The organism is Pelorhabdus sp. sgz311002, from assembly GCF_056134285.1.
Genome location: NZ_JBWBCL010000001.1, coordinates 616,182 through 640,122 on the forward strand (window position 1 = coordinate 616,182; position 23,941 = coordinate 640,122).

The 23,941-nt window shown below is 38.5% G+C and carries 17 protein-coding genes; 6 read left to right on the forward strand and 11 right to left on the reverse strand.

Going from position 1 to position 23,941, the window contains the following annotated elements; genetic code table 11:
• Nucleotides 1-98: 98 nt before the first annotated feature.
• The 5 genes from AC0NJP_RS03210 to AC0NJP_RS03230 all read left to right on the forward strand — a co-directional run bounded on the left by AC0NJP_RS03210 (nucleotide 99) and on the right by AC0NJP_RS03230 (nucleotide 8,478).
• Nucleotides 99-335: a rhodanese-like domain-containing protein gene (locus tag AC0NJP_RS03210; RefSeq protein ID WP_474038745.1), complete on the forward strand. Its 237-nt coding sequence runs from the start codon at nucleotides 99-101 to the stop codon at nucleotides 333-335.
• A gap of 708 nt (nucleotides 336-1,043) precedes the next feature.
• Nucleotides 1,044-2,774, forward strand: a complete 1,731-nt coding sequence (locus AC0NJP_RS03215) for a methyl-accepting chemotaxis protein (RefSeq protein ID WP_474038573.1) — start codon at nucleotides 1,044-1,046, stop codon at nucleotides 2,772-2,774.
• A 692-nt stretch (nucleotides 2,775-3,466) separates the two neighbouring features.
• Entirely contained in the window at nucleotides 3,467-5,188 is a 1,722-nt protein-coding gene (locus AC0NJP_RS03220; protein ID WP_474698745.1) for a methyl-accepting chemotaxis protein, read from the forward strand.
• Nucleotides 5,189-5,340: 152 nt separating this feature from the next.
• Nucleotides 5,341-7,365 carry a PAS domain-containing sensor histidine kinase gene (locus tag AC0NJP_RS03225; protein ID WP_474698746.1) on the forward strand — a complete coding sequence of 675 codons (2,025 nt, stop codon included), beginning with the start codon at nucleotides 5,341-5,343 and terminating at the stop codon, nucleotides 7,363-7,365.
• 30 nt (nucleotides 7,366-7,395) lie between these two features.
• Nucleotides 7,396-8,478, forward strand: coding sequence for a response regulator (locus AC0NJP_RS03230; protein ID WP_474038576.1), 1,083 nt, complete (start codon nucleotides 7,396-7,398; stop codon nucleotides 8,476-8,478).
• A 334-nt stretch (nucleotides 8,479-8,812) separates the two neighbouring features.
• On the opposite strand, the gene AC0NJP_RS03235 is transcribed toward AC0NJP_RS03230, so the two are convergent.
• The 6 genes from AC0NJP_RS03235 to AC0NJP_RS03260 all read right to left on the reverse strand — a co-directional run bounded on the left by AC0NJP_RS03235 (nucleotide 8,813) and on the right by AC0NJP_RS03260 (nucleotide 15,707).
• On the reverse strand, nucleotides 8,813-10,060 hold the full coding sequence (locus tag AC0NJP_RS03235) for a cation:proton antiporter (RefSeq protein WP_474698747.1): 1,248 nt from the start codon (nucleotides 10,058-10,060) through the stop codon (nucleotides 8,813-8,815).
• Between the two features lie 200 nt (nucleotides 10,061-10,260).
• Nucleotides 10,261-10,632 carry a DUF1667 domain-containing protein gene (locus AC0NJP_RS03240; protein ID WP_474698748.1) on the reverse strand — a complete coding sequence of 124 codons (372 nt, stop codon included), beginning with the start codon at nucleotides 10,630-10,632 and terminating at the stop codon, nucleotides 10,261-10,263.
• Nucleotides 10,629-11,912, reverse strand: a complete 1,284-nt coding sequence (locus tag AC0NJP_RS03245) for an NAD(P)/FAD-dependent oxidoreductase (RefSeq protein ID WP_474698749.1) — start codon at nucleotides 11,910-11,912, stop codon at nucleotides 10,629-10,631. The genes AC0NJP_RS03240 and AC0NJP_RS03245 overlap by 4 nt, the downstream gene beginning before the upstream one ends.
• Nucleotides 11,905-13,386, reverse strand: a complete 1,482-nt coding sequence (locus AC0NJP_RS03250; RefSeq protein ID WP_474698750.1) for an FAD-dependent oxidoreductase — start codon at nucleotides 13,384-13,386, stop codon at nucleotides 11,905-11,907. Before AC0NJP_RS03250 ends, AC0NJP_RS03245 begins: the two co-directional genes overlap by 8 nt.
• 46 nt (nucleotides 13,387-13,432) lie before the next feature.
• A complete protein-coding gene (gene glpK / locus AC0NJP_RS03255; RefSeq protein WP_474698751.1) occupies nucleotides 13,433-14,929 on the reverse strand; it encodes a glycerol kinase GlpK in 1,497 nt (498 codons plus the stop codon).
• 208 nt (nucleotides 14,930-15,137) lie between these two features.
• A complete protein-coding gene (locus tag AC0NJP_RS03260; RefSeq protein WP_474698752.1) occupies nucleotides 15,138-15,707 on the reverse strand; it encodes a glycerol-3-phosphate responsive antiterminator in 570 nt (189 codons plus the stop codon).
• Between the two features lie 136 nt (nucleotides 15,708-15,843).
• Between AC0NJP_RS03260 and lexA the strand changes: the two genes are divergently transcribed.
• Nucleotides 15,844-16,476 carry a transcriptional repressor LexA gene (gene lexA / locus AC0NJP_RS03265; RefSeq protein WP_474038583.1) on the forward strand — a complete coding sequence of 211 codons (633 nt, stop codon included), beginning with the start codon at nucleotides 15,844-15,846 and terminating at the stop codon, nucleotides 16,474-16,476.
• 84 nt (nucleotides 16,477-16,560) lie between these two features.
• Here lexA and AC0NJP_RS03270 read toward each other — a convergent pair whose 3' ends face one another.
• The 5 genes from AC0NJP_RS03270 to hflX form a co-directional block, all read right to left on the reverse strand.
• Complete coding sequence (locus tag AC0NJP_RS03270; RefSeq protein WP_474698753.1) at nucleotides 16,561-17,796, reverse strand: VanW family protein; 1,236 nt, start codon at nucleotides 17,794-17,796, stop codon at nucleotides 16,561-16,563.
• Nucleotides 17,797-17,950: 154 nt separating this feature from the next.
• Entirely contained in the window at nucleotides 17,951-18,820 is an 870-nt protein-coding gene (locus AC0NJP_RS03275) for a PRC-barrel domain-containing protein (protein WP_474698754.1), read from the reverse strand.
• Between the two features lie 32 nt (nucleotides 18,821-18,852).
• Nucleotides 18,853-20,709, reverse strand: a complete 1,857-nt coding sequence (locus tag AC0NJP_RS03280) for a hypothetical protein (protein WP_474698755.1) — start codon at nucleotides 20,707-20,709, stop codon at nucleotides 18,853-18,855.
• 90 nt (nucleotides 20,710-20,799) lie between these two features.
• Nucleotides 20,800-22,062 carry a methionine gamma-lyase family protein gene (locus AC0NJP_RS03285; protein WP_474698756.1) on the reverse strand — a complete coding sequence of 421 codons (1,263 nt, stop codon included), beginning with the start codon at nucleotides 22,060-22,062 and terminating at the stop codon, nucleotides 20,800-20,802.
• Nucleotides 22,059-23,867: a GTPase HflX gene (gene hflX, locus AC0NJP_RS03290; protein WP_474038588.1), complete on the reverse strand. Its 1,809-nt coding sequence runs from the start codon at nucleotides 23,865-23,867 to the stop codon at nucleotides 22,059-22,061. Before hflX ends, AC0NJP_RS03285 begins: the two co-directional genes overlap by 4 nt.
• Nucleotides 23,868-23,941: the final 74 nt, after the last annotated feature.

Here is a 23,941-nt window from a genome sequence, read left to right on the forward strand (position 1 = left end):
ATCAATAAAAATCTAGTTCCCTAGTTTGTTGCTCAAGATGATGTACTTTCTATATAGCTTACTAATTTATAGCAAGGTGCGCAGATTAAGAGGAAATCATTGATGCTCGAATAGGCCCAGAATATGAGGATTCTCATATTCTGGGAGCACGGAGTATTCCTCAAGACGAACTTCGCAATACATTGCATTCTTTAGATAAAGACAAACCGACGGTAACCTATTTCAATAAAGGTGTGACTGGGAATACAACGCAAAATATTTTGATTAATTCTGGTTTTAAAGAAGCATACAAACCAACACATACACAATGTTATTCAGCAACAACCTTACGCTAAACAAATAATTTCAGATTGAATTAAATATTTTATTTTTACTATTTAACGAATTTAGTAAAATTAATTTTACTAAAAGAATACGAAAGTAAGATTAGCAAGAATATCCACTTAATTTTGCTAGAAATAGGTTATTTGTCCAGCGACAAAAAAGTGCATACTTTAGGATATAGGAATATGCATACTTTCTAGGCGAATTTTCGTGGGAAAGCAAGTGTCTCATTTGTATAAAAATACATCTGTTTTTTATTTACATAAAACGAGGGCTGATTATATAGAAATAGCTGTTAGATTATTATAAAATGAGTATATAAAAAAGCGCCTCAAACAATAATGGATAATTCAGAAAACTTATTTAATTTAGTACTTACAGAGCTAGTTATCATGACATTGGGCAGAATAATAACAGAGATGAGCAATAGTGGTGTGAGAAATAATCAAAATACTAATACAAAGTAATTCTAAGCGAAGGCCAGGGGTATTCCTGGTCTTTTTGCTTCTCTATCTAAGGTTAGGACTTACATAGCTTCGTTCGTAAGAAGTTGCATATTTTCTACAAATATTTAAGTGAATTTCAATAAAACGATAATTTTCACAGTATTTCTCTTTTATTAAAATGTTTTTACAAAAATCGCGCTTTAAAGGGATTTTGGAATATCATATTGAAAACACTATAAGTAGATTATTGTAGAAAAACAGAAAAATAAGGAGATGACTGATTTGAACTGGGTAAATAATTTAAAAGTTTCCAGTAAATTATTTCTTTTAGTTTCAGTGCTGCTCTTTGCTATGATCTGTGTGGGCGGCACTGGTTACTATTTTTTGAGCAAGACTAATGATGCTATGAGTCGCATATATAACGAGAAACTAGTTGCGATTGAACTGATAAATGAAAATCGAGTTCATGCCCGCAAAATAGAGGCAAATATATTTGCCTTAATGCTCACCACAGATGATAACGAGAATAAATCTTTGCTTGATGAAATAAATAGAAGAGCAAAACTATTTGATGAAAACTTGACACAGTTTGAACAACTACCTATGGGAGAGAATGAGAAAAAAGAGCTAGGAGAAATTAGAGAATCTTTAAGTCAATACAGAGATGCTAGAATTAAAGTTATTGAACTTGGAATGCAAAATAAAAATGACGAGGCCTATGCATTATATAATTTGCGGGGAAAAGCTTTATCGGAAGACTTTAACAAGCGGCTTATTGGACTAGCAGAAGAAATGAAAAAATCTGCAGAAATAATGAATGTGCAAAACAAGAAAGATATTTCTTTAGCGAATACTATCTTTATTGGTATTATACTGGTCTCTATTATTTTAGGTGCTTTACTTGGAATATTAATCACGAGGCGCATTATTAAACGTTTAAATGATATCGTTGTTTTCTTGCAAATAGTTTCAGATGGTGACTTTACTAGAGAGGTTTCAGAAGAAAATCTAAGAGATAAAAGTGAATTTGGAATTGTTTCAAACGCTGTTAACACAATGAGTAAAAATCTTAGACTTTTAATTAAGCAATTAGCCCATACTTCGGATCAGCTAGCCGCATCATCGGAAGAATTAACGGCAAGTGCGGAGCAGTCGGCGCAAGCCTCGAATCAAGTAGCTGGATCTGTAACAGAAGTTGCACATGGAACACAAAACCAAGTAGAATTAGCGAGTAATGCTAATATTGTAGTAACTCAAATTTCAGAAGCGATACAGCAAGTAGCGGGAAATACAGAAATTGTTTCGGCCTCAGCAGAAAAAACTGCGACAACAGCAAATCAAGGAGAAAAAGCGATTCAGCAAGCTGTAAGTCAAATGAAAATTATTGAAGAAAGAACGAATGCCACGACTGTTGTAATTAGCGAGCTAGAAGAAAAATCAAAACAGATCGGACAAATAGTAGAAGCCATTTCAAATATTGCAGGACAGACCAATTTATTGGCATTAAATGCGGCGATTGAGGCAGCGCGAGCAGGCGAAGCGGGCAAAGGATTTGCTGTGGTAGCAGAAGAAGTCAGAAAACTGGCCGAGCAATCTCAAGAAGCGGCGAAGCAGATTACGGATCTAATTGGTGAGGTTCAGGCAAAAACGGACAGAGCTGTATCCTTTATGAATGATGGAAAGAAAGAAGTAGATACTGGTGCGCAGGTTGTGTTTACGGCAGGCCAAAGCTTTGGTGAGATATTGAATATGGTGCGAGATATGACACGACAAATTCACGAAATATCTGCAGCAATCGAAGAAATTACGAGTGGAACTCAAAATGTAGTTCAGGCTGTAGAGAAAATTGACAATGAGAGCAAGAAAACGTCAGAAGAAGCGCAAACAATTTCGGCAGCTACAGAGGAACAATCTGCGTCGGTAGAAGAGATTGCTTCCGCCAGTCAACATTTATCTAAAATGGCAGAAGAATTGCAACAGGCCATACAAAAATTTAAAGTATGATCGTTACAAGAACCTTTGTTGGCTGAAATACTGATAAAAGAGAGTCTCCTATTTTTATAAATAGGAGACTCTCTTTTAGTCGTGATAGGCCGTGTCCTTTTTATATTTATTGGCACGAAGTGAAAGTCGCGAAGCGGATTATTCTAAATAAAAGATTACACGCCCATAACGTTAAATTTGAAAATTTCTTTATATATCATTGAAATGAACCGGAATTAAAGAACTAAGGTATGGTGTCTTCTTTGTATACATAATTTTTATAATCAGGACTTGTATATGAGGAGAGGACTCCTATACTTAATGTAGAATGGAAAAAACTATTATGAAGGGACTAAGAATATGATTTGTAAGAATTGTTCCTATTCCATGTATGAATCCTCTAACCGTAAAATCATAGGGTGGGGAAATCCTGAAGACCCAGGTTATTATGAAACTATATATACTTACTATTATTGCAAACAATGCGCTGTTTTGGGAGTTAAGAAAGAAGAGTTAAATCAAACTGTATTCATACAAGGTGAAATCAATAAGCAACAAATTAATGTGGAGAAGAAATAATATAAGATACTTTTCATATTTGCAATTAATGATAGGAATAAATTGGCAAGTGGGAAATGGAAGGAGTTTGGAAAATAATATCGAAAAATGGTTTGAGTATACATAATATCTACTAGAAAACGGAGGAGAACTTTTTGAATTGGTTAAATAATTTAAGAGTTGCGCGTAAGTTGGCTTTATTAATTTCAGTGCTGCTTGTTGCCCTGATTTGTGTTGGGGGGACAGGCTATTATTTTCTTAGCAAGACAAATGATGCATTGAATAAAATGTATAATGAAAAAATGACCGCGATAGAATTAATCAATGAAAATCGCATTAGCGCTAGACGAATTGAAACAAATACGTTTGCCTTAATGCTTACAACTAATGAAAATGAAAATAAGAAGCTATCTGATGAAATTACAGTGAGAGCAAAACAATTTGACGATAACTTAATGCGGTTTGAACAAATATCTGCAGATGATAAGACTAGAGCAGAAATAGCGGAAATAAGAAGTGTTCTACAAAAGTTTCGCGCCGTTAGAGTTAAGGCGATTGAACTAGCTGTGCAGAATAAAAATAGTGAAGCCTATAATTTATATAGTCAGCAAGCGAAGCCCTTGTCAGAAGAGTTTACAAAGAAACTAATTGCACTAGCGCAAGAAACTAAAAAGTCATCGGAAGAAATGAACAAACAAAATCAAAAAGACTTTGCTTTTGCCAATATGATATTTTTGATAGTGATCATAGCCTCTGTAATTCTAGGAATTCTACTTGGCTTCTTAATAACGAAGAGAATTTCTAAGAGATTAAATGATATTGTTGTTTTCTTAAATGTAGTAGCAAAAGGTGATTTTACTAGAGAGGTTCCAGCAGCAAATTTAAGAGATCAAAGTGAATTCGGGATGGTTTCAAATGCTGTTGATACAATGAATAAAAATCTTAGAAAATTAATTACGCAATTAGCTCATACATCAGAGCAGTTAGCTGCCTCTTCAGAAGAATTAACGGCAAGTGCGGAACAGTCGGCGCAAGCGTCAAATCAAGTAGCTGGTTCGGTAACGGAAGTTGCACATGGAACACAAAAACAAGTAGAATTAGCGAATAACACTAATATTGTAGTGACTCAAATTTCAGAAGCGATACAGCAAGTAGCGGGAAATACAGAAATTGTATCGGCATCAGCAGAAAAAACTGCGGCAACAGCGAATCAAGGGGAAAAAGCAATTCAGCAGGCTGTAAGTCAAATGAAAATTATTGAAGAAAGAACGAATGCCACGACTGTTGTGATTAGCGAGTTGGAGGAAAAATCAAACCAGATCGGGCAAATAGTAGAAGCCATTTCAAATATTGCAGGACAGACCAATTTATTGGCATTAAATGCGGCGATTGAGGCAGCGCGAGCAGGCGAAGCAGGCAAAGGATTTGCTGTGGTAGCAGAAGAAGTGAGAAAACTAGCCGAGCAATCCCAAGAGGCAGCAAAGCAGATTACGGATCTCATTAGTGATGTTCAGACAAAAACGGACAGAGCTGTATCCTTTATGAATGACGGAAAAAAGGAAGTAGATACCGGTGCTCAGGTTGTATTTACAGCGGGTCAAAGCTTTAGCGAGATTTTGAATATGGTGCGAGATATGACGCGACAAATTCATGAAATCTCTGCAGCAATCCAAGAAATCACGAGCGGCACGCAAAATGTAGTTCATGCCGTACAGCAAATTGATAATGAGAGCAAAAAAGCTTCAGAAGAAACACAAACGATTTCGGCAGCTACGGAGGAGCAGTCTGCGTCGGTAGAAGAGATTGCTTCCGCCAGTCAGCATTTGTCTAAAATGGCAGAAGAACTACAACAAGCCATACAAAAATTTAGGATATAACTATTAAGGAAATACTTGGATAATTCGACATTATATTAAAAAAAGTTCCATGTTTTTTATAAATATGAAACTTTTTTAAAATAAGTCCGTAGGGCTTAGGTAACCAGAAATAGAATTTATATGTTAAATTCAGAAAATGAGGAGTGAGCACATTGGAATTAGATCTGAGGTCCATAAAAATCAACGAATTGATCGCTTGTAAAGATTTAGATTTTTGGATCATGTTTGATTTAGTTCCTGTACCCATTTTTGTAAAAGATTATTGTGGAACTTATACAGGCTGTAATAAAGCATATGAGAAATTTATTGGTCTAAGTAAAGAAGCTGTTATTGGAAAATCAGCGTATGACTTACTTCCCAAGGAGTATGCCGATCTATATCACTTTAAAGACCAAGAGTTATTTGAAAAAGAAGAAGTGCAAGTCTATGAGAATTCCTTCAGTGTCGATGGTAACGTTCGGCATGTTGTTTTTCATAAAATGTTATATCGAGATATGTTTGGTGTAGTACAGGGATTAGTTGGCGCTGTAATTGATGTAACCGAGCAAAAAGAAGCAGAAAAGGCTCTAAGAATTAGTGAAGAGAAAAATAAAGTGCTTGTTCAAACGATACCAGACATTATGTTAGTAGTAACGCCAGAGCTCACTATAATTGAATTTAAACAGGCTTCAGAGTTTAGTCATATTGGCGACAAAACAATTCTTGGAAAACAAATTCAAGATGTTTTACCTGCGCAAGTAGCTCATGTTTTTAAAGAAAATGTTAAACTTTCCTTTCAACAGAAGAAAGTTAGACCATTTGAATATCAAATTGAATATGAAGACGGAATCAAATATCGCGAAGCACGTGCGGTGGTCATTTCAGGAGAACAGGCGCTTATTATGATTCGTGATATTACGGAACAGAAGTTAGCCCAAGAAGAAATTCTTAAATTATCACAGGCCGTGGAAGCAAACCCTGGGTCGATTATTATTATCAACAAAGAAGAAACGATTATTTATGTAAATGCAGAATATAGTAGAATATCTGGTTACTCTAAAGAAGAAATTGTAGGGCAAAATGTCAGCTTTTTTAGATCGGAAGCGCATCCTGAAAGCCTTTATAAAGAAATTAAAGAAACTGTAACTAACGGACATCAGTGGCAAGGGGAGATTTGCAATAAAAGAAAAAACGGTAATTTATATTGGGTTTTAGTGTCCATATCACCTGTAAAAAATGCTGATGGGGAAATTAGTTATTATTTAAGTATGGAGCTTGATATAACAGAGAAGAAAGTTATGGAAGACTCTTTATATAGACATAATGAGCAATTAACAGCAGCCTATAAAGCGTTAGAAAGTACTCAATTGCAAATGGTTCAGCAAGAGAAGCTAGCGAGTATTGGTCAATTGGCTGCTGGCGTTGGACACGAAATTAATAATCCGGTCGGCTTTGTTTCTAGCAATTTTAATACATTGCAGAAATATTTTTCTCGAATTGCAGAAGTTACATGTAAGTATAAAGAATTGAAATCCATTGAGGGAATTCAAAGTTGCTTAGGTGTATCTGAGTTTATTGATCAAATCAATCAGCTGGAAAAGCGAAAAAAGTTAGAATTTATATTAGAAGATATTCCAACTCTATTTAATGAGTGTGAAGAGGGACTGGAAAGAATTCAGGATATTGCTAAAGCTTTGAAGTTATTTGTTCGCAGTGACAGGCAGAATGAATTTGATGCTTATGATCTAAATGAAGGCATCAAAAATACATTGATTATCGCGAAAAATGAAGTGAAATATGTGGCTGAAGTAGAGGCTGATTTAAAAGAAGTTCCTGCATTTTCTGCATCCTCTGGACAGATCAATCAAGTTTTACTGAATCTCATTGTAAATGCCGCTCATGCCATCGTAGCAAAGCAGCTTGATGCGATGGGGAAAATCAAAATTTCAACGCATCATGACGAAAGTTTTGCTTATTGTTTGATTCAAGATAATGGAGTCGGTATGAGTAATGATATAAAAGAGAAGATTTTCAATGCTTTTTTCACAACGAAACCAGTTGGCAAGGGAACGGGTTTAGGTCTTAGTATTTCCTATGATATTATTGTGAATAAACATGAAGGAGTTTTAGAGGTGGAAAGTCAGGAAGGCGTCGGAACAACCTTTATCATTAAATTGCCCTTAAAAGAATGTTTGTAGGAAAGCGTATAGAAAGAATGGGTGTTAAATATGGCTAAAGACACAGTTTTATTTATAGATGATGAAGTACCTGTGTTGAATTCTATTAAACGAGCGGTTATAGATGAAGAATACGCTTCTTTATTTGCGACAAGTGCAGCAGAGGCGCTTGGATTCATGCAAAGGCACAAAGTAAATGTTATAGTCACTGATTTACGCATGCCGGGTATGGACGGACTCACATTGCTAAAACAAGTAAAAGAAGAGTATCCCGATACGATTCGTATAGTTCTTTCTGGATATGCACTTTTATCCTTAGATCAAGTACTGACCGCAATAAACCACGGGGATATCTTTCGTTTTATTACGAAGCCTTGGAACATGGAAGAAGACTTACTAGTGGTGATTCGTCAAGCGCTTGACTATTATAACTTGCAAAAAGATAGAAAAGATCTTGCTGTTTGCTTATATCAACGAAATAAAGCCTATAAAAATGTACTGTATGCTATGGCGACAAAGGCCTCTACACAAAAAGATGACATGGAAAGTTTTCAAAAATTTCTTGTTTCTATGTTATTAGATCTTGAAAAGGAACATAAAAAAGAAGCTGTTGACAGTAAAAAAATATTAGCGAAATTGCACATCGCAAGAATGATAGCAGATGATTATTTTAAAATCTTGCCTATAGGCTGGAATGAATTCTTACTAACAGATCTTGCTAGTGATTTTGAACAGCGTGTTTTAAAATCCTATGATAATCTAAAATACAGTCAAAAGATTGAACAAAGAAAGGTAAAATGTGTAGGAAATTCGCAGCTAATTCTCATGATTTTAAGCACTATTGCTAGATTAATATCTTATTCGGGACAGAACCGAGCTATAAATTATTTAATGACCTCCCAACGTTACGAAGAAAAGTCTATAGTTCAAATGCGTAATGTCATAGAGCTTGGCTATGTAGATGGTGCTGTAGTATTAATTGATAAAACAGAATTACTAACCCATGAAATGCTGAGTTATTTTATTTCTCTGTTAGGTAAAATTGGTCAACCTTTCGGAATCAATGTAACATTTACCTATGTGAATCAGAATATATCTCTGATTTCGGTAGAAGCTAATTTGTTGAGTGCATAAGAGCAATAAAGATATTGTTGTGGATATTTTTACTAGCGTAAAATTGGTTTGATTTTAATTGACAATTATTTGTAAAGATAAAAACAAATAATTTTTACATTTTATAAATATTTTATTTCAAATGATAATAATAAAATTCAAAATTATTTTATTTATAAAGTATATATTAGGATAGTATTAAAGTATGTATTTAAGTGTCGCTAGACAGGTTGTTGCAGTTTCATAAAAATTATCAAAAATTGGCCAAAATATTACTTCCGATAATTTATAGTTATCGGAAGTAATAAACAAAAAGAAAAATATGGTATTTTTGTTTACGTAATATTAATTATGGTTACTTGCCTGTTTCTTCTTGTTGAATCAGCAAATTCAATCTCTTTGCTAAAAGTTTCGTAGTAGCTGGTTGTAAGATTAACGTAATCAAAATGGTCAATATTACGACTGAAGAAATCGTTTCTAACGATTCTAAATGATAACCTGTGAGCATCCCGATTAGCGCCGCTGGAATAACACCGGTTTCGCGGGTCCACATCATAAAGATCATCTCATTCTTTTGCCAGTTCGCTTTTTGATCTGCTAATGCAAACGCCAGTACCGCTATTGGCCGTGCAACAAACATAAAGATTCCCACAATAGCTAATCCTGAAAATAAATGCTTAGTTAGTAAGGAAAATTCAATGTGACTCCCTAACAAAACAAATATAGCAATTGTAAATATTGTCGAAATAATATGGATAAATGAAGTAACCTCTTTTCTGTGAATTTTTTTAATTGCCCACCCTAGTTCTTCGTTATTTCCCCAAAGAAGTCCCGCGACGAACACAGCCATAAAGCCACTCGCACCAAAATGTTCCGCTGAAAAATAAGTACCAATGATTACAGGCAGTACTAAAAGCTTGCTAAAATTTGCGAAAATATTATTTGATCGATCGCTTATAAGGTAAAGACTTGTTAGCCCCCCAAACGCACCACATAAGATACCTCCACCAGCCATTCGTAAAAATTGACTTAAGGTAGAGATTAGCGAAAATTCACCGGTAGTTACAACAGTTAAAATCGTAAATGTCATAATGGCAGCTGTAGCGTCATTAAAAGCAGATTCACTAATGATTGTTTGTGACAGCTTTTCTTTGATGTTTACTGACGTGAAAATTGGCACAAGCGCAGCTGGATCAGTAGGCGCTATAATAGCAGCAAGCAAAAAAGCAACTGATAAATTGATGCCTAATAACCAATGTGCCGCATAACCTACAATTAAAATCATTATGAGTACAGATAAAGTTGCAGCCAAAACTAATGATCGCCATACTTGTTTTAAGATAGTAAATTGGACGCCAACGCCACCATGGAACAATAATGCGGCAGCACCCAATGTTAAAAAAGCATGATTTAATGCGGAATCGGACGGAATCATTAGTAAATTTAAGCCCATTGGTCCTGTGAACATACCCATCAATAAATATAAGATAATATCGGGTAATTTTAATTTTTCAGCTACTTTAGCTGCTAAAATACCAAGCAATAAAAGAAGTGCTATATTTACTAATGCCTGATTTGCTATTTCTAAAACTGTTTTTTCCATACCATATAAATCCTCCTAAAGATATTTATAAAACTAAAAATCCCCATAAAAAATCAGGAGGAGTCCTTGGTGCAGACTCCTCCTGATCAACTACTTACATCATATTCAAATTAAGTTTCTAAAAATCGTTTTCCACATAAGACCTTATATAAATTATAATATAAGATCTTATGTTATAAGTAAAGAAATTTTTACAAATCTTACTGGGCAGCTACATCGCGAGTTGCCACAATATCAACACCCAAGTTAAGAATGTTTGAATAAACAATATCACCTTCTGCGATTGGTGCTGTTACAGCAACAGTTGATAAGCAGCGTGCCGCAGCAATAACCTTATCTTTCGGTAAAGCTGATTTTGAAATAACTGGCAAAAGATGCAATTCGCCGCCTGTTACTTTCACTGTAGTGGTTAAAGTTCTCTTTGGATCAGTAACCTCTTGTTTCGCATAGTTTACGCCCCGTTGGCAGGTAAATCCTACAACATCAATGATATTTTCGTTATCAAAAATGACTTTTCCCTGACAGCTCATGGGGCAAACAATACAACTGATCGCTTGTTCTCTTTGACTCATTTGCTTGCCGCCTCCTTAATTTCAACAATTAATTCTTGAGCGTCAGCAGGAACCTTATTACTAGGTACCTGCATGATAATCATTTCGCCAGGTTTGGCAATCGCTAGCTTTTTGGAAGCAATGACTTCTTCCTGTATTTTCACTTCCAGAACCAATTGTCGTTTCGGCTCGCGCACACGCATAAAGAGTCGTAAAGGTTCAGACTCACCTGTTTCTTTGTGCACGGCGATTTGCTGCGGCACAACAGTTCTTACTTCGCCGACTGCCTTTACCTGAATCATATGGTCAGGCTTTTCCAAATTGTCTTTTACATAAAGCGCCGCATACCTTCCGGCAATTTCGCCTTCTTCAGAAACGAAGTCAACAAGATCATGAACGTGTACCACATTGCCTGCCGCAAAATAGCCTGGCCGACTTGTTTGGCGATGTTGATCCACGATCGGTCCCGAAGTAATGCGGTCAATAGCAACAAGATCACGAGATAGTTCATTTTCTGGAATTAAACCGACCGATAACAGTAGACAGTCACATTCAATATCAAACTCAGTGCCGGGAATCGGCTGCATTTTCGCATCAACACCCGCGCAAGTAACGCCAGTTACACGATCATGGCCATGAATCGCTACGACTGTATGGGCTAAATGCAGAGGAATATCAAAATCCTCTAGACACTGAACTACATTACGAGTTAAGCCGTTAGAATAGGGCATAATTTCTAGAACGCCTTCCACTTTAGCACCTTCTAGTGTTAGACGTCTAGCCATAATAAGACCGATATCGCCTGAGCCTAATATAACAATCTTTTTGCCAGGAATATAGCCTTCCATATTCGTCATACGTTGAGCTGCACCGGCGGTAAATACGCCAGCAGGTCGTTCCCCAGGAATACGAATTGCACCACGCGTTCTTTCGCGGCACCCCATTGTAAAAATAACAGCTTTAGCCGTAATTTGAAATAGTCCAAGTATAGGACTGATAGCGATGGCCGTCTTATGATCGCTAACCTCTAAAATCATCGTATCAAGCATAATATCGATGACGCTAGCATCTTCCTTTACCATTTGAATGAATCGTCGTGCATAACCAGGTCCGGTCAATTCCTCTTTGAAACGTTGCAAGCCAAATCCATTATGGATACATTGCTGCAAAATACCACCAAGTTCTCTATCACGTTCCACAACAAGGATATTCTTGATTCCCTGGGCAGCAGCACTATGAGCAGCAGCAAGACCAGCTGGGCCGCCGCCAATAATTAAAATATCATACTCTTTGTTATTCATGATCAGCCACCTCGCAAGTTCCGGGAATTTTATCAAAAAACAGATAGGAATTTACCGTTTCCTTGCGAACCGCTGTAATCGGAATATTTAATTCCCTTGCTAAGATCGCTGTAACTCTCGGGCCGCAGAAACCGCCCTGACAACGCCCCATGCCAGCCCGTGTCCGGCGTTTTACAGCATCGACTGTTTTAGCACCGCAGGGAGAATGAATCGCATCAACAATCTCACCCTCGGTAATTGTTTCGCAGCGACAAATAACTCGTCCATAAAGCGGATTTTCAGCAATCGCTGCTTCCTTTTCCGGCAAAGAAAGCTCACGGAAAATAACTTTACGGGGATTACGCGCATTGAAATCTTCTTTTTTTACAAGCGTTACGCCCTGTTCAGAAAGAATTCTAGCAACTTCCTCCGCAATGGCTGGAGCTGATGTAAGACCTGGCGATTGAATTCCACCAGCATGAATTAACCCCTGCGCTGTTGAAGAAGGTCGAATTACAAAATCACCCACATCGGCGACGGCTCTTAAGCCGGAAAATTCAGTAATAGCCGCATTTAAAGGAAGACCTTCCAACAAGCGCTTTGCACCAGTAATGATTTCATTCATCCCTTCACTAGTGGTAGCCACATCTTCCTTATCAACAATATTTTGTGCATTAGGACCAATAAAAATATTGCCATGAATCGTCGGTGCAATGAGAATACCTTTCGAGTCATTGCGAGGTACAGGGAAAATCACGGAGTTCACTAAATGACTGACGCTGCGATCAAACAGGATATACTCCCCTTTACGCGGTGTAATCTTAAAGCTCAGATCATCAGCCATCTTTGCTACATCATCGGCATGAATTCCTGCTGTATTAATAATATAGTCGGTTTGAATGATTCCCTGCGGGATGCTCACACTGACTACTTTACCATTTGTCATATTTATACCCAAAACTGGCGACTCTGTAAATACTTTTACACCATTACGAACTGCATTTTCCGCAAAGGCAAGCGCAGCGCCAAAAGGAAGAAACACGCCAGCGGACGGTGCCCATAAAGCACCGCAAACCGTAGGATTTAAATGAGGTTCGCGTTCTAGCAATTCTTCTCTTGATAAAATTTCCAAACCAGGAACACCATTTTCTTTGCCGCGTTCATAAAGGGATTCCAGGGTTTTCATATCATCAGGCAAGGCTGCTACAACAAGAGAACCAGTCCATCGAATATCAAGATCCAATTCATCTTCCAGCTGATGATACAACTCATTGCCTCGTACATTAAATTTAGCTTTTAACGTTCCAGGCGTAGCATCAAAACCAGCATGCAAGATGGCACTGTTCGCTTTTGTCGTCCCGACGCCGATATCGGTTTCCTTTTCTACTAATATTACATCAATTTTATATTTGGCAAGTTCTCTGGCAATAGCTGTGCCAACGATCCCTCCGCCAATTATAACGACATCAGTTTTTGCTATAACTTTATTTGGCATCCTATTCACATCCCATTGTTTTCAGTAATCAGGGGATGGGAAGAAATTAATCTTCCCAATCCATCGCGCGAGTTACGGCTTTGCGCCATTTCGTATACAATTTTGCTCTTTCAGCATCATCCATTTGGCATTCAAACCGTTGATTAAGCTGCCAGTTTTTCACTAGATCTTCTTTATTTTTCCACACTCCCACAGCCAATCCGGCTAAATAAGCTGCTCCTAAAGCTGTTGTTTCGGTAACTTGTGGCCGATCCACAGGAACTCCGAGCAGATCGCTTTGGAACTGCATCAAAAGGTTATTGCTTACTGCGCCGCCATCTACTTTTAAGGCCTGCAGAGTGATTCCTGAGTCTGCTTCCATGGCACTAAGAACATCTTTCGTCTGGTAGCACAAAGAATCCAGTGTCGCCCGAATGAGATGGGATTTGTTGGTTCCTCTAGTAAGACCTAAAATAGCACCTCTGGCCTTCATATCCCAATACGGAGCGCCAAGACCAGTAAAGGCAGGAACTACATACACACCGCCAGCATCAGGTACTTTTTGCGCAAAATATTCTGAATCAGCCGCTGTTTCAATCATTTTCAAACCGTCGCGCAACCATTGAATGGCAGCACCGGCAACAAAAATACTACCTTCAAGAGCATATTCCACTTTTCCATCAAGGCCCCAGGCAATCGTTGTCAATAACCCATTTTTAGAATCATAAAGATTAGAGCCCGTATTCATAAGCATAAAGCAACCAGTTCCATAGGTGTTTTTCGCCATACCAGGTTGGAAGCAAGTTTGACCAAAAAGTGCTGCTTGTTGGTCGCCTGCAATACCTGCAATGGGCACCTCAACGCCATAGAAGAACTTGGCATCGGTATGACCATATACTTGACTTGATGGGCAAACCTGAGGCAGCATAGATTCTGGCACTGTTAATATATCTAAAAGCTCTTTATCCCACTTTAAAGCACGGATATTGTACATTAATGTACGGGAAGCATTCGAATAATCAGTTACATGAGTTTTACCGGCTGTAAGTTTCCACACCAGCCACGTATCAATCGTGCCAAATAACAGATCACCTTTTTCTGCTTTTTCTCTGGCACCTTCCACGTGATCCAGTATCCATTTTACCTTTGTACCAGAAAAATATGCATCGACGACGAGACCAGTCTTTTCCCTAATCATAGGTTCTAAGCCACGTTTTTTTATATCGTCGCATATTTCAGCTGTTTGTCGGCTTTGCCAAACAATTGCATTATAAACTGGTTTTCCCGTATTCTTATCCCAAACAACCGTTGTTTCACGTTGGTTAGTGATCCCGATCGCAGCAATTTCATTAGGACTAATTCCGACTTTAGCAATAACTTCCGAGGCAACGCCCAGTTGTGTACTCCAGATTTCTTCTGCATCATGTTCTACCCAGCCTGGTTTAGGGAAAATCTGAGTGAATTCTTTCTGCGCTACCGTAACAATGTTTGATTCTTGGTCGAATAGAATAGCTCTTGAACTTGTTGTTCCTTGATCCAGTGCCAAAACATATTTTTTTGTCATGGTAAATTCACTTCCTATTCTTGTAATTTTGTTAGATTAGAGAGAATAACAAAAGCCCAATAAACACCCCTCCCCGATATGAAAGAATGCTTATTGGACTTCTCTATCACTCTCGTCCCCCCATATAAATTTGTATAATATTAGAAATTATACTTTTTTCACAGGAATCCTGCTTATTTAAAATATTATTTTGAATATTATTAAAAAATTATTGCCATAAAGCACGACAACTCGTACTTACAGCACAAATTCCTTTATTTGTTGCTGCTGTAATATCTTCCGGCAACGTTACAAGCCCACCCGCGAGAATTGGTAACCCCGTTTTTTTGATTAACTCTTTCACTACAAAATCGGGAACCGACGCTGGTAAAACTTCAACTGCATCAGGTCTTGCTTTCGTTAAAAGGTGTAATCCCTGTTTTAATGCTTCTGAATCCATCACAAAAAGACGTTGAATAACTATCATACCTTCTTCTCTAGCCACTTTACCCAGATGACTTTTCGTTGTAATAATTGCCTTAATTCCCATGCGAGCGAGAAATCGTATTCCAGCCTCATCTTTGCCAATTCCCTGCAGCAAGTCTAAATGTGCTACAAGTCGTTTTTTATGTTGAAGCGAAAGCTGCAACAACTGAGGCAATACTAAAATATCACCAAATAAAACAAAAATACTTTCTCCCTGCGTTTGTTCTAAAGCATACTTAAAATCATCGAAGGTTCGTGCAGCTGGAATGACTGGTCCCGTTCCCAGCAATCGAAGAAAATCACTTTTTTCCATAACAGGTCTCCTTTTAATCCAATATATAATAATTTTCCACAAAATACAGATAAAATCCTGCCAATACGAACGAACGTTTGAAAAGAAGCAATTTCGTGCTATAATAGAGCAAGAAATATAGTTGGGGTGATAATCTGTGCATGGTCAAACAATTAAAGAAGGGTTATTGACGAATCGTCAAAAGTTAATCCTTTCTTATATACGAAAAAGTGTAAGAGAAAAGGGTTATCCTCCTTCAGTCAGGGAGATTGGCGAAGCTGTTGGCTTGAGTTCTAGTTCGACCGTTCACAGTCATTTGATTAAATTGCAAGAGCTTGGTTTTATTCGTCGCGATCCTACAAAACCACGCGCCTTAGAATTAACGGAAGATAACAGTTGGCGACAAAAAAAAGTAATCCCAGTTCCACTGGTTGGCCGTGTTACTGCTGGTGAACCTATTTTTGCCGACGAAAACATTGAAGAGACTTATCCGATTCCCAATGCATTATTAAGAAACAACGAAAATGTTTTTATGCTTACCGTACAAGGTGAAAGCATGATTAATGCCGGTATTTTAGATGGTGATTACATTATTGTTCGCGAGCAATCCTTTGCTGACAATCATGATATCGTTGTCGCCTTGCTTGATGGCGAAGCGGCAACCGTAAAACGTTTTTTTAAAGAAAAAAACCGAATTCGCTTGCAACCAGAAAATGATGCAATGGAACCAATCTATGCTGACTCCGTACAAATTCTGGGCAAGGTGATTGGCGTGTATCGGCAAATCTAAAAAAACTTAAAAAAATCAGCCTGGATACTATTAAGTATTCGGCTGATTTTTATTTTATAACCAACTTGTCTTCACGATAGTCATCTATTTTGTTTTTCCTGCTGATTGCGTTCCCACGAGAATCACTCGATCTGTAGGTAAAAATTCATCCGTTGCCAAAAGTTCTCGGCTGATTTCCTGTTCATTTATTTTTTTGATGCGATAAGTAGATATTCGATAGCCGCGCTGCCCTGCTTCAAGAACCTTCTCAACACCAGAAGGCAATGAAGCATCTTGTTTCACAATGACATTTGGTTCAAGAATTTTTTTATTAGCTGATACAATTTCAATGGTCGGCGCCATCACATTTTTTTTACCGAAAACAGTGATTGTAAGAAGATTCCCATTCACTTCACTGGTAATATATATTGGCGTCGTCGAGGTGTTTTTAAAACGAAAATCTAATAAATTATCAGCTACTGTAGCATCAAGCCCTAAAGGAACATAGCTTGGCGGACTAAAATGAGTTGATCTTTCCACTACTGTCATATCAGCTAGGAGAATTGCATTATAAAGCGTGCTACTTACTTGGCATACGCCGCCGCCAATATCAGGAACAAGTTTCCCCTCAACAAAAACGGGAGCTTCCTGAAAACCTAGTTCAGCTAACCGTGATCCTACTGCATCATTAAAGCTAAAAATACTGTCTGGTTTTACCAGAATACCGTTAATTTTAGCTGCCGCTAGTAATACATTTTGACTACGACCCCAGTCGGAGCTATTAAATTCCGTTTGATAAGAAGCTAAAATCCCATCTATCGACTGTAAATCAGTTGCTAAAATAGCTGGAGTTAAGGTATTGCAGACTAGCGCTGTTGTAACGTATCTATGCTTTTGCAGTTCCTCTTCCACCATGTTAACTGTTTTATCAACATCAATCTTTTGACCCGTTTTTTCAGGTACAATACGAACTTCAGAGTTCTGCATAATAACAGTAGCATTTTTCGGTTCTTGATTCATTGCTTCAGCTGCCTTTTGTACAGCTAGCTGCAACTTATTTTGATTAAATTTTGCTGCCAAAAGAACCTCTTTGCCATAATTATTAGCAAGATAACGATCTTGCAGTTGCTGGAGAAAAGAGCCTTTACGGCCTACTGCATAGGCTTCATCAATAATCTGATCAATAGAAATGGAAAAATCAATTTCTTCAAGTGGAACTACAATACTTTTATCACCACTAACTAAAATAATGCCTTGAGGTAGTGTGGAATCGGACCAGACAGCTTCTAATTTATGACGGGCGGCTTGTTTTGACAAGCCGCCCAATTCAACATGGTCCACTGTAACTCCTTGAAAAATCTCATCACTCACCCAAAAAGCAGTATTTGCAGCAGCAAAGCTTACAAGACTAAATAAGGAAATAATACTTAGAAAGAAAGCACCATAAACTACTCTTTGTCTTGAAAAAGATCTTTGCACAGTTTTCTGCACTTCCTTACTGGATGCTCATAGAAAGTTCAACGAATTTACCACCTAATTTAGCTTTTTGAATAACTTCTTCGGTAATTTCACCGCCTTGTTCTACAATAACTACCCCATTATCCATTTCAATGCGACGATTTGCTTTTTTCCCAAGCAAATATTTTCTTTGTCTTTCGTCAAACTTCTTTGAAGCTTCTTCAGAACGCGCATCTTTAGCAGGCTCTTTAGCTGCTGGAGCTTCTACTTTTGCTGGTTCTACTTTTACTGGCTCCGGCTCTGGTGTTGGTTCAACGACAGGCTCTGAGACTATGGCAGGTTCAACAATCGGTTCGACAATTGGTTCCGGTTCGGGAATAATTGTCGTAGGTTCTGTCTCAATCGAAGTGGGAACTGTTTCAACTGGAGTACTTACAGCCACAGCAGCTGTTCCGTCCGTAATAGTAACTTCTTTACCAAAAGTTACTACTTGTGCTGACGATATCGTTGTCATATTTCCATTCATATCTTCAACATCGCAAGTAACGATTTTTCCAGCTTCATCGACAATAATATCAACGACTTTACCTTGGATTTGGCCTGTTTTCGTCAAAATTTTAGATCCAATAATTTTAACATCAATATTTAATAATTCAAGTAATTCCGGAGAATCTAAAATGGAACTTACCGAATCGCCTTTTTCAATAGTAACGGCATATTGGCCAATTCCGCTGATCTGAGAAAAGGGAAATGTTTTTGCTCCCATAAACCATTTTACATCTTCAATTAATAGGGCTGTTACTTCTTTTGCTGTAGGATTAATAACTAAATCTTTTACAACGCCTAATTCGCGCCCTTCATCAATGCTAATGACAGGCAATCCAATAATTTCTACACTCTTTTTCATTCTTTACTGATCCTCCCAATTGTGGTGTGGCTTTAGTTTAAACTGTGCCATTGGCGAAAAGCTTCATCAATTTTATGCATAACATCGGAAGGAATTTGACCATAAGGCATGATTTCCAGCCGACTTGCTACCAAGTTTTCTTGAATAATGTTCATAAATGCAATCATTTGCTTAAATTGCTGCTGCATCATAATATCATCTGCAACTACAGCTAAAGTACAACCCTGTTTCAATGTAGCGGCGGCTTCAGTATAGCGCCCAACAGATTTCAAAATATTACCTATCTCAAGGATAATGAACGGAGAATCATCTGTTTCTTTGTATAATTGTAAAGCTTTATGTAAAACTTGCAAAGCAGTTTCAAATTCAGCAGATTCTTTTAATTCAAAGGCATAATCAAGCAAATCATCTAATGACACAAGCGAATCTAAACGCTCTGGCGCAACTACTGGTTCCTCAGTAACCGCTTCTTCAGATACTGCTTCTTCAGCTATTGGTTCTTCAGTAACTGGTTCTTCAGTAACTGGTTCCTCAGTAACCGCTTCTTCAGCTATTGGTTCTTCAGTAACTGGTTCTTCAGTAACTGGTTCCTCAGTAACCGCTTCTTCAGTTTCTGCTTCTTCAACTATTGCTTCTTCAGTTTCTGCTTCTTCAACTATTGCTTCTTCAGCTATTGGTTCTTCAGTAACTGGTTCCTCAGTAACTGCTTCTTCAGCTATTGGTTCTTCAGTAACTGGTTCCTCAGTAACTGCTTCTTCAACTATTGCTTCTTCAGTTGCTGCTTCTTCAGTTGCTGCTTCTTCAGTTGCTGCTTCTTCAGCTATTGGTTCTTCAGTAACTGGTTCCTCAGTAACCGCTTCTTCAGCTATTGGTTCTTCAGTAACTGGTTCCTCAGTAACTGCTTCTTCAACTATTGCTTCTTCAGTTTCTGCTTCTTCAGTAACCGCTTCTTCAACTACTGCTTCTTCAGATACTGCTTCTTCAGCTATTGGTTCCTCAGTAACTGGTTCCTCAGTAACCGCTTCTTCAGCTATTGGTTCTTCAGTAACTGGTTCCTCAGTAACTGCTTCTTCAACTATTGCTTCTTCAGTTGCTGCTTCTTCAACTATTGCTTCTTCAATAGCTGTTTCTTCAGTAACTGCATCTTCAACTACTTGCGAAATTTGGTTTTTCGCCCTTGCTTCTCTCTCTAACTCAAGTAAAGCAGCGCAAGTAGTTAGATCTGTTTGTACTGTTTCTAATGTAACAGGTAATAAAGAACTATCCGCTACATCTTGCATTTTTTTCGCAATAGACACATCGGGAAGGTCACTTGTCAGATCAGTAATAGCTTGTTTTTGCGGAAACTCTTCTAATAATTCATTAAAAGAAAAAGGTAACTGTGGCATTAATTCTTCGGGTTCTGGTGCTATTTCAGCCAAGCTAGACAATTCTTTTTCTTCTACTGGTTGTTGTATAGGTTCTGAAGAACAAGGCAGGTCTTCTGCAACCTCTTCAACAGGTAGTGCCATTTTTTCTTCTTCGATCGACGGACCTTGCATTCTAATCGAAGGTTCTATTAAAGAAAGCTCTTCATCAGTTACTGAAATGAGACCAGGGGAACAAGTAGCAGGCTGAGCTTTCGAAGCTTCCTCCCGCTCCACTTCTGTATGATAGGCCATAAAATACGAAAAAATCACAGCACAAACTGCCAAAATGCTAAGCGTTCCGGTAAGACCAGCAAAACCAACGATAAATCTTGGAATTACTACACTGATAAATAAAGAACAACAGGCACATAAAATCAGTGGTTTTATGTGAAGAGAAAAATGAAAGACCTTGTTAGCTACAATATAAATAAGATAAGTCGTGCTAGCAAGGGCAATTGTGGATATTAATAAATATTCCATAGTACCACCAATCACCGTCTTGTTGTAACATCAAGTTAATTTTATTCGACACAACCTACTCTTTTCCTGTCGTGAATTAAGTAATAGTTTTTATTTTGTCATTTTTTCTAATTCTTCTGCCGCTCCTAACGAACCAATAATGCAATGTTCAAAGGTAAGACCACCTTGCAAGTAGACAGCGTAAGGCGCTCGCATCGGTCCATCGGCACTTAATTCAATAGAAGATCCCTGAACAAAGGTACCACCAGCCATAATTACTGCATCAGGATACCCAGGCATAGCGCTTGGTTCAGGCCGAACATGGGCATCAACTGGCGAAAAAGACTGCAACCCGCGACAGAAAGCAATCATAGCTTCCGGACTCCCCAGAGTAATTGCTTGAATAATATCGCTGCGCTTTTCTTCATACTTAGGGAACACATCATAGCCCAGCAAGGAAAAGAAAGCTGCCGAAAAAATAGCGCCTTTAATGGCCTGTGCCGTTACATGAGGCGCTAAGAAAAGCCCCTGGTAAAAGAGACGATTCCCTGCTAACGATGCTCCTAATTCTGCGCCCAGTCCCGGTGAAGTAAGACGATAAGCAGCCAGATCCACATATTCTTGTTTACCAGCAATATAACCACCAGTAGGCGCAATTCCGCCGCCAGCATTCTTAATGAGAGAACCCGCCATGATATCAGCACCTACAGAAGTAGGCTCTAACGTTTCTACAAATTCACCATAGCAATTATCAACAAAGCAAATACAGTTAGGATTTACAGCATGAACAGCAGCACAAGCAGCCTCAATTTCTGCCACTGTTAACGTTTTTCTCAAGCTATAGCCGCGTGACCGTTGTAAAAGAACCATTTTTGTCTTATTTGTAATAATAGAGGGAATAGCACTTAGATCGATACCGCTGTCAATCATAGGTAGTTCTTTATAAGTAATCCCCCATTCCTTTAAAGAACCTGGCGTTTCTCTTTCCCAACCAATTAAAGTTTGCATTGTATCATAGGGTGAGCCCGTAATAGCGACAAGTTCGTCGCCTGGACGTAAAATTCCAAATAGAACACAAGATAAAGCATGCGTTCCGGAAACAAACTGTCCACGAAAAAGAGCCGCTTCGGCACCGCAAAGATCGGCCCAAATTGCATCCAGCTTATCACGTCCATTATCATCATAGGCATATCCTGTCGTTTGCTTAAAAGAATAATCAGAAACCTGATGTAGTCGAAAGCTTGCTAATATACGGCCCGTATTGATTGCTGCGACTTCGTCGATTTCTTTAAATAAAGGTTGTACGCTAGCTAAAGCTTCTTCTTTAGCAGCAAGAAGTTTTGACGAAAAATTTTGTTCCATCCAAGTTGTCATTTATTCATCTCCACAATATATTGACTGTACCGTTCCATATATTCTGACGGAATTGCCACGGTAACGACAATTCCTGTTTCTTCATAGGTCATAGATTCTACTTGGGCCACATCATGCAGTTTAGCAGCTTCACCGCCGGCACTATAAGGCAAACATAAAGTGCAACGCAAAAAATGCGTTGGTAGATGTTCTTCGATTAAATTTAAAAGCGGCGTAAGGCCAACAATAGGATCTGGGTTTAAAACAGATAAGGCAATACTATCAGGCAGTCTTGTCATTCGTTCGATCAAGTGCGGTTCAGTAATTTTGTCAATTTTATTAAATAAAGTTAGGGCTGGTTTTGTATCGCACTGTAGTTCTCGAAGAACTTGCCACACAGCTTCGCTTTGCTGTTCATACTGGGGATGGCTCGCATCAATGACATGAAGCAATAGATCAGCCTGAATGACTTCTTCTAAAGTCGCACGAAAAGCAGCTACCAGTTGATGGGGCAGTTTTTGAATAAATCCGACTGTATCAGTAAGTAAGATTTCGCGGCCGCTAGGAAGTGATATTTTTCGCGTCGTTGGGTCTAATGTGGCAAAAAGTTTATCTTCTGCTAAGACACCAGCTTCTGTCAGCTTATTGAGTAAGGTCGATTTACCAGCATTCGTATAGCCGATCAGTGCTACTGTTGATAATTTATTCTTATCGCGGCGTTCGCGGTGCAAAGAACGCTGTTTTTTTACTTTCTCCAATTCTCGTTCTACATCAGTAATTCGCGAACGAATTCGACGCCTGTCTACTTCCAGTTTTGTTTCGCCAGGCCCCCTTGTGCCAATCCCACCGCCCAGACGAGATAAAACAAGCCCCTGGCCGCCTAGACGGGGAAGTCTGTAGCGAAGCTGGGCCAATTCTACTTGCAGCTTTCCTTCATACGTTCTAGCGCGCTGCGCAAAAATATCAAGAATAAGACCTGTTCTATCAATAATTTTTACACCAAGCATTTGTTCTAAATTTCTTTGTTGGGCCGGAGTTAATTCGTCATCAAAAATAATCAAATTAGCATTCAGTTCTTGTTTAGCAAGACTGATTTCCTGAACCTTGCCCTTGCCGATAAATAACGCAGCATCCGGTCGATCGCGTTTTTGCGAAAAGCCTCCTACGACAACAGCTCCTGCCGTAGCCGTCAGTTCAGCAAGCTCTTTTAAAGAATCTTCTACATTCCAACCTTTCGGCTGATCAAGGCCGACTAAAATAGCTCGTTCTTCTTCAATTAAAGCATGAGTCTTATCGCTTGCCGCCAAACGTCGTTCCAATAAACTGAGTAAATATACTAGATCAATTTGGCAGTTTTCAGAAATCGTCATCGGACCAATAATCTCGACCTGTTCTAAATCATCAATAAGACCTGTAATCATGCCAAAACTGATTTCAGCAGCTTCGCCATTTTTTACGCCGATTGCGGCCATAACATCAAAATGCATGTCCCGCAGGGACGCGGCATCGACCGAACTTAAACGACTATCTCCGCCCGGATGAGTATGGATACAACGAATTCCACTCAAACGATGTCTTGCTCGCCGCCCGGAAAACTCCGGCAGAGAAACGGTCTTTTGATCACCGACAGCTACAGCGGCAATTTGTCCGCGCCGATTTAGGTATACTGCAATTTCACGATTTAGCACTTCTGTCAGCGCAGCCATAGAAGCGCTGAGTTCACTTGTAATCATCTGTCCATAAGGAACCGAAAATTCATAAAGAGCTTTTAATTCTTCCTGCCTATTTTGACGGATGCCTGTTAAATCACCCAGTACTTCTTTCACACCAAACACCTCTCTTGGCGAATGACAAAATAAGATAGAGACTAAATAGCCTCTATCTTATTTTATCTTTATTC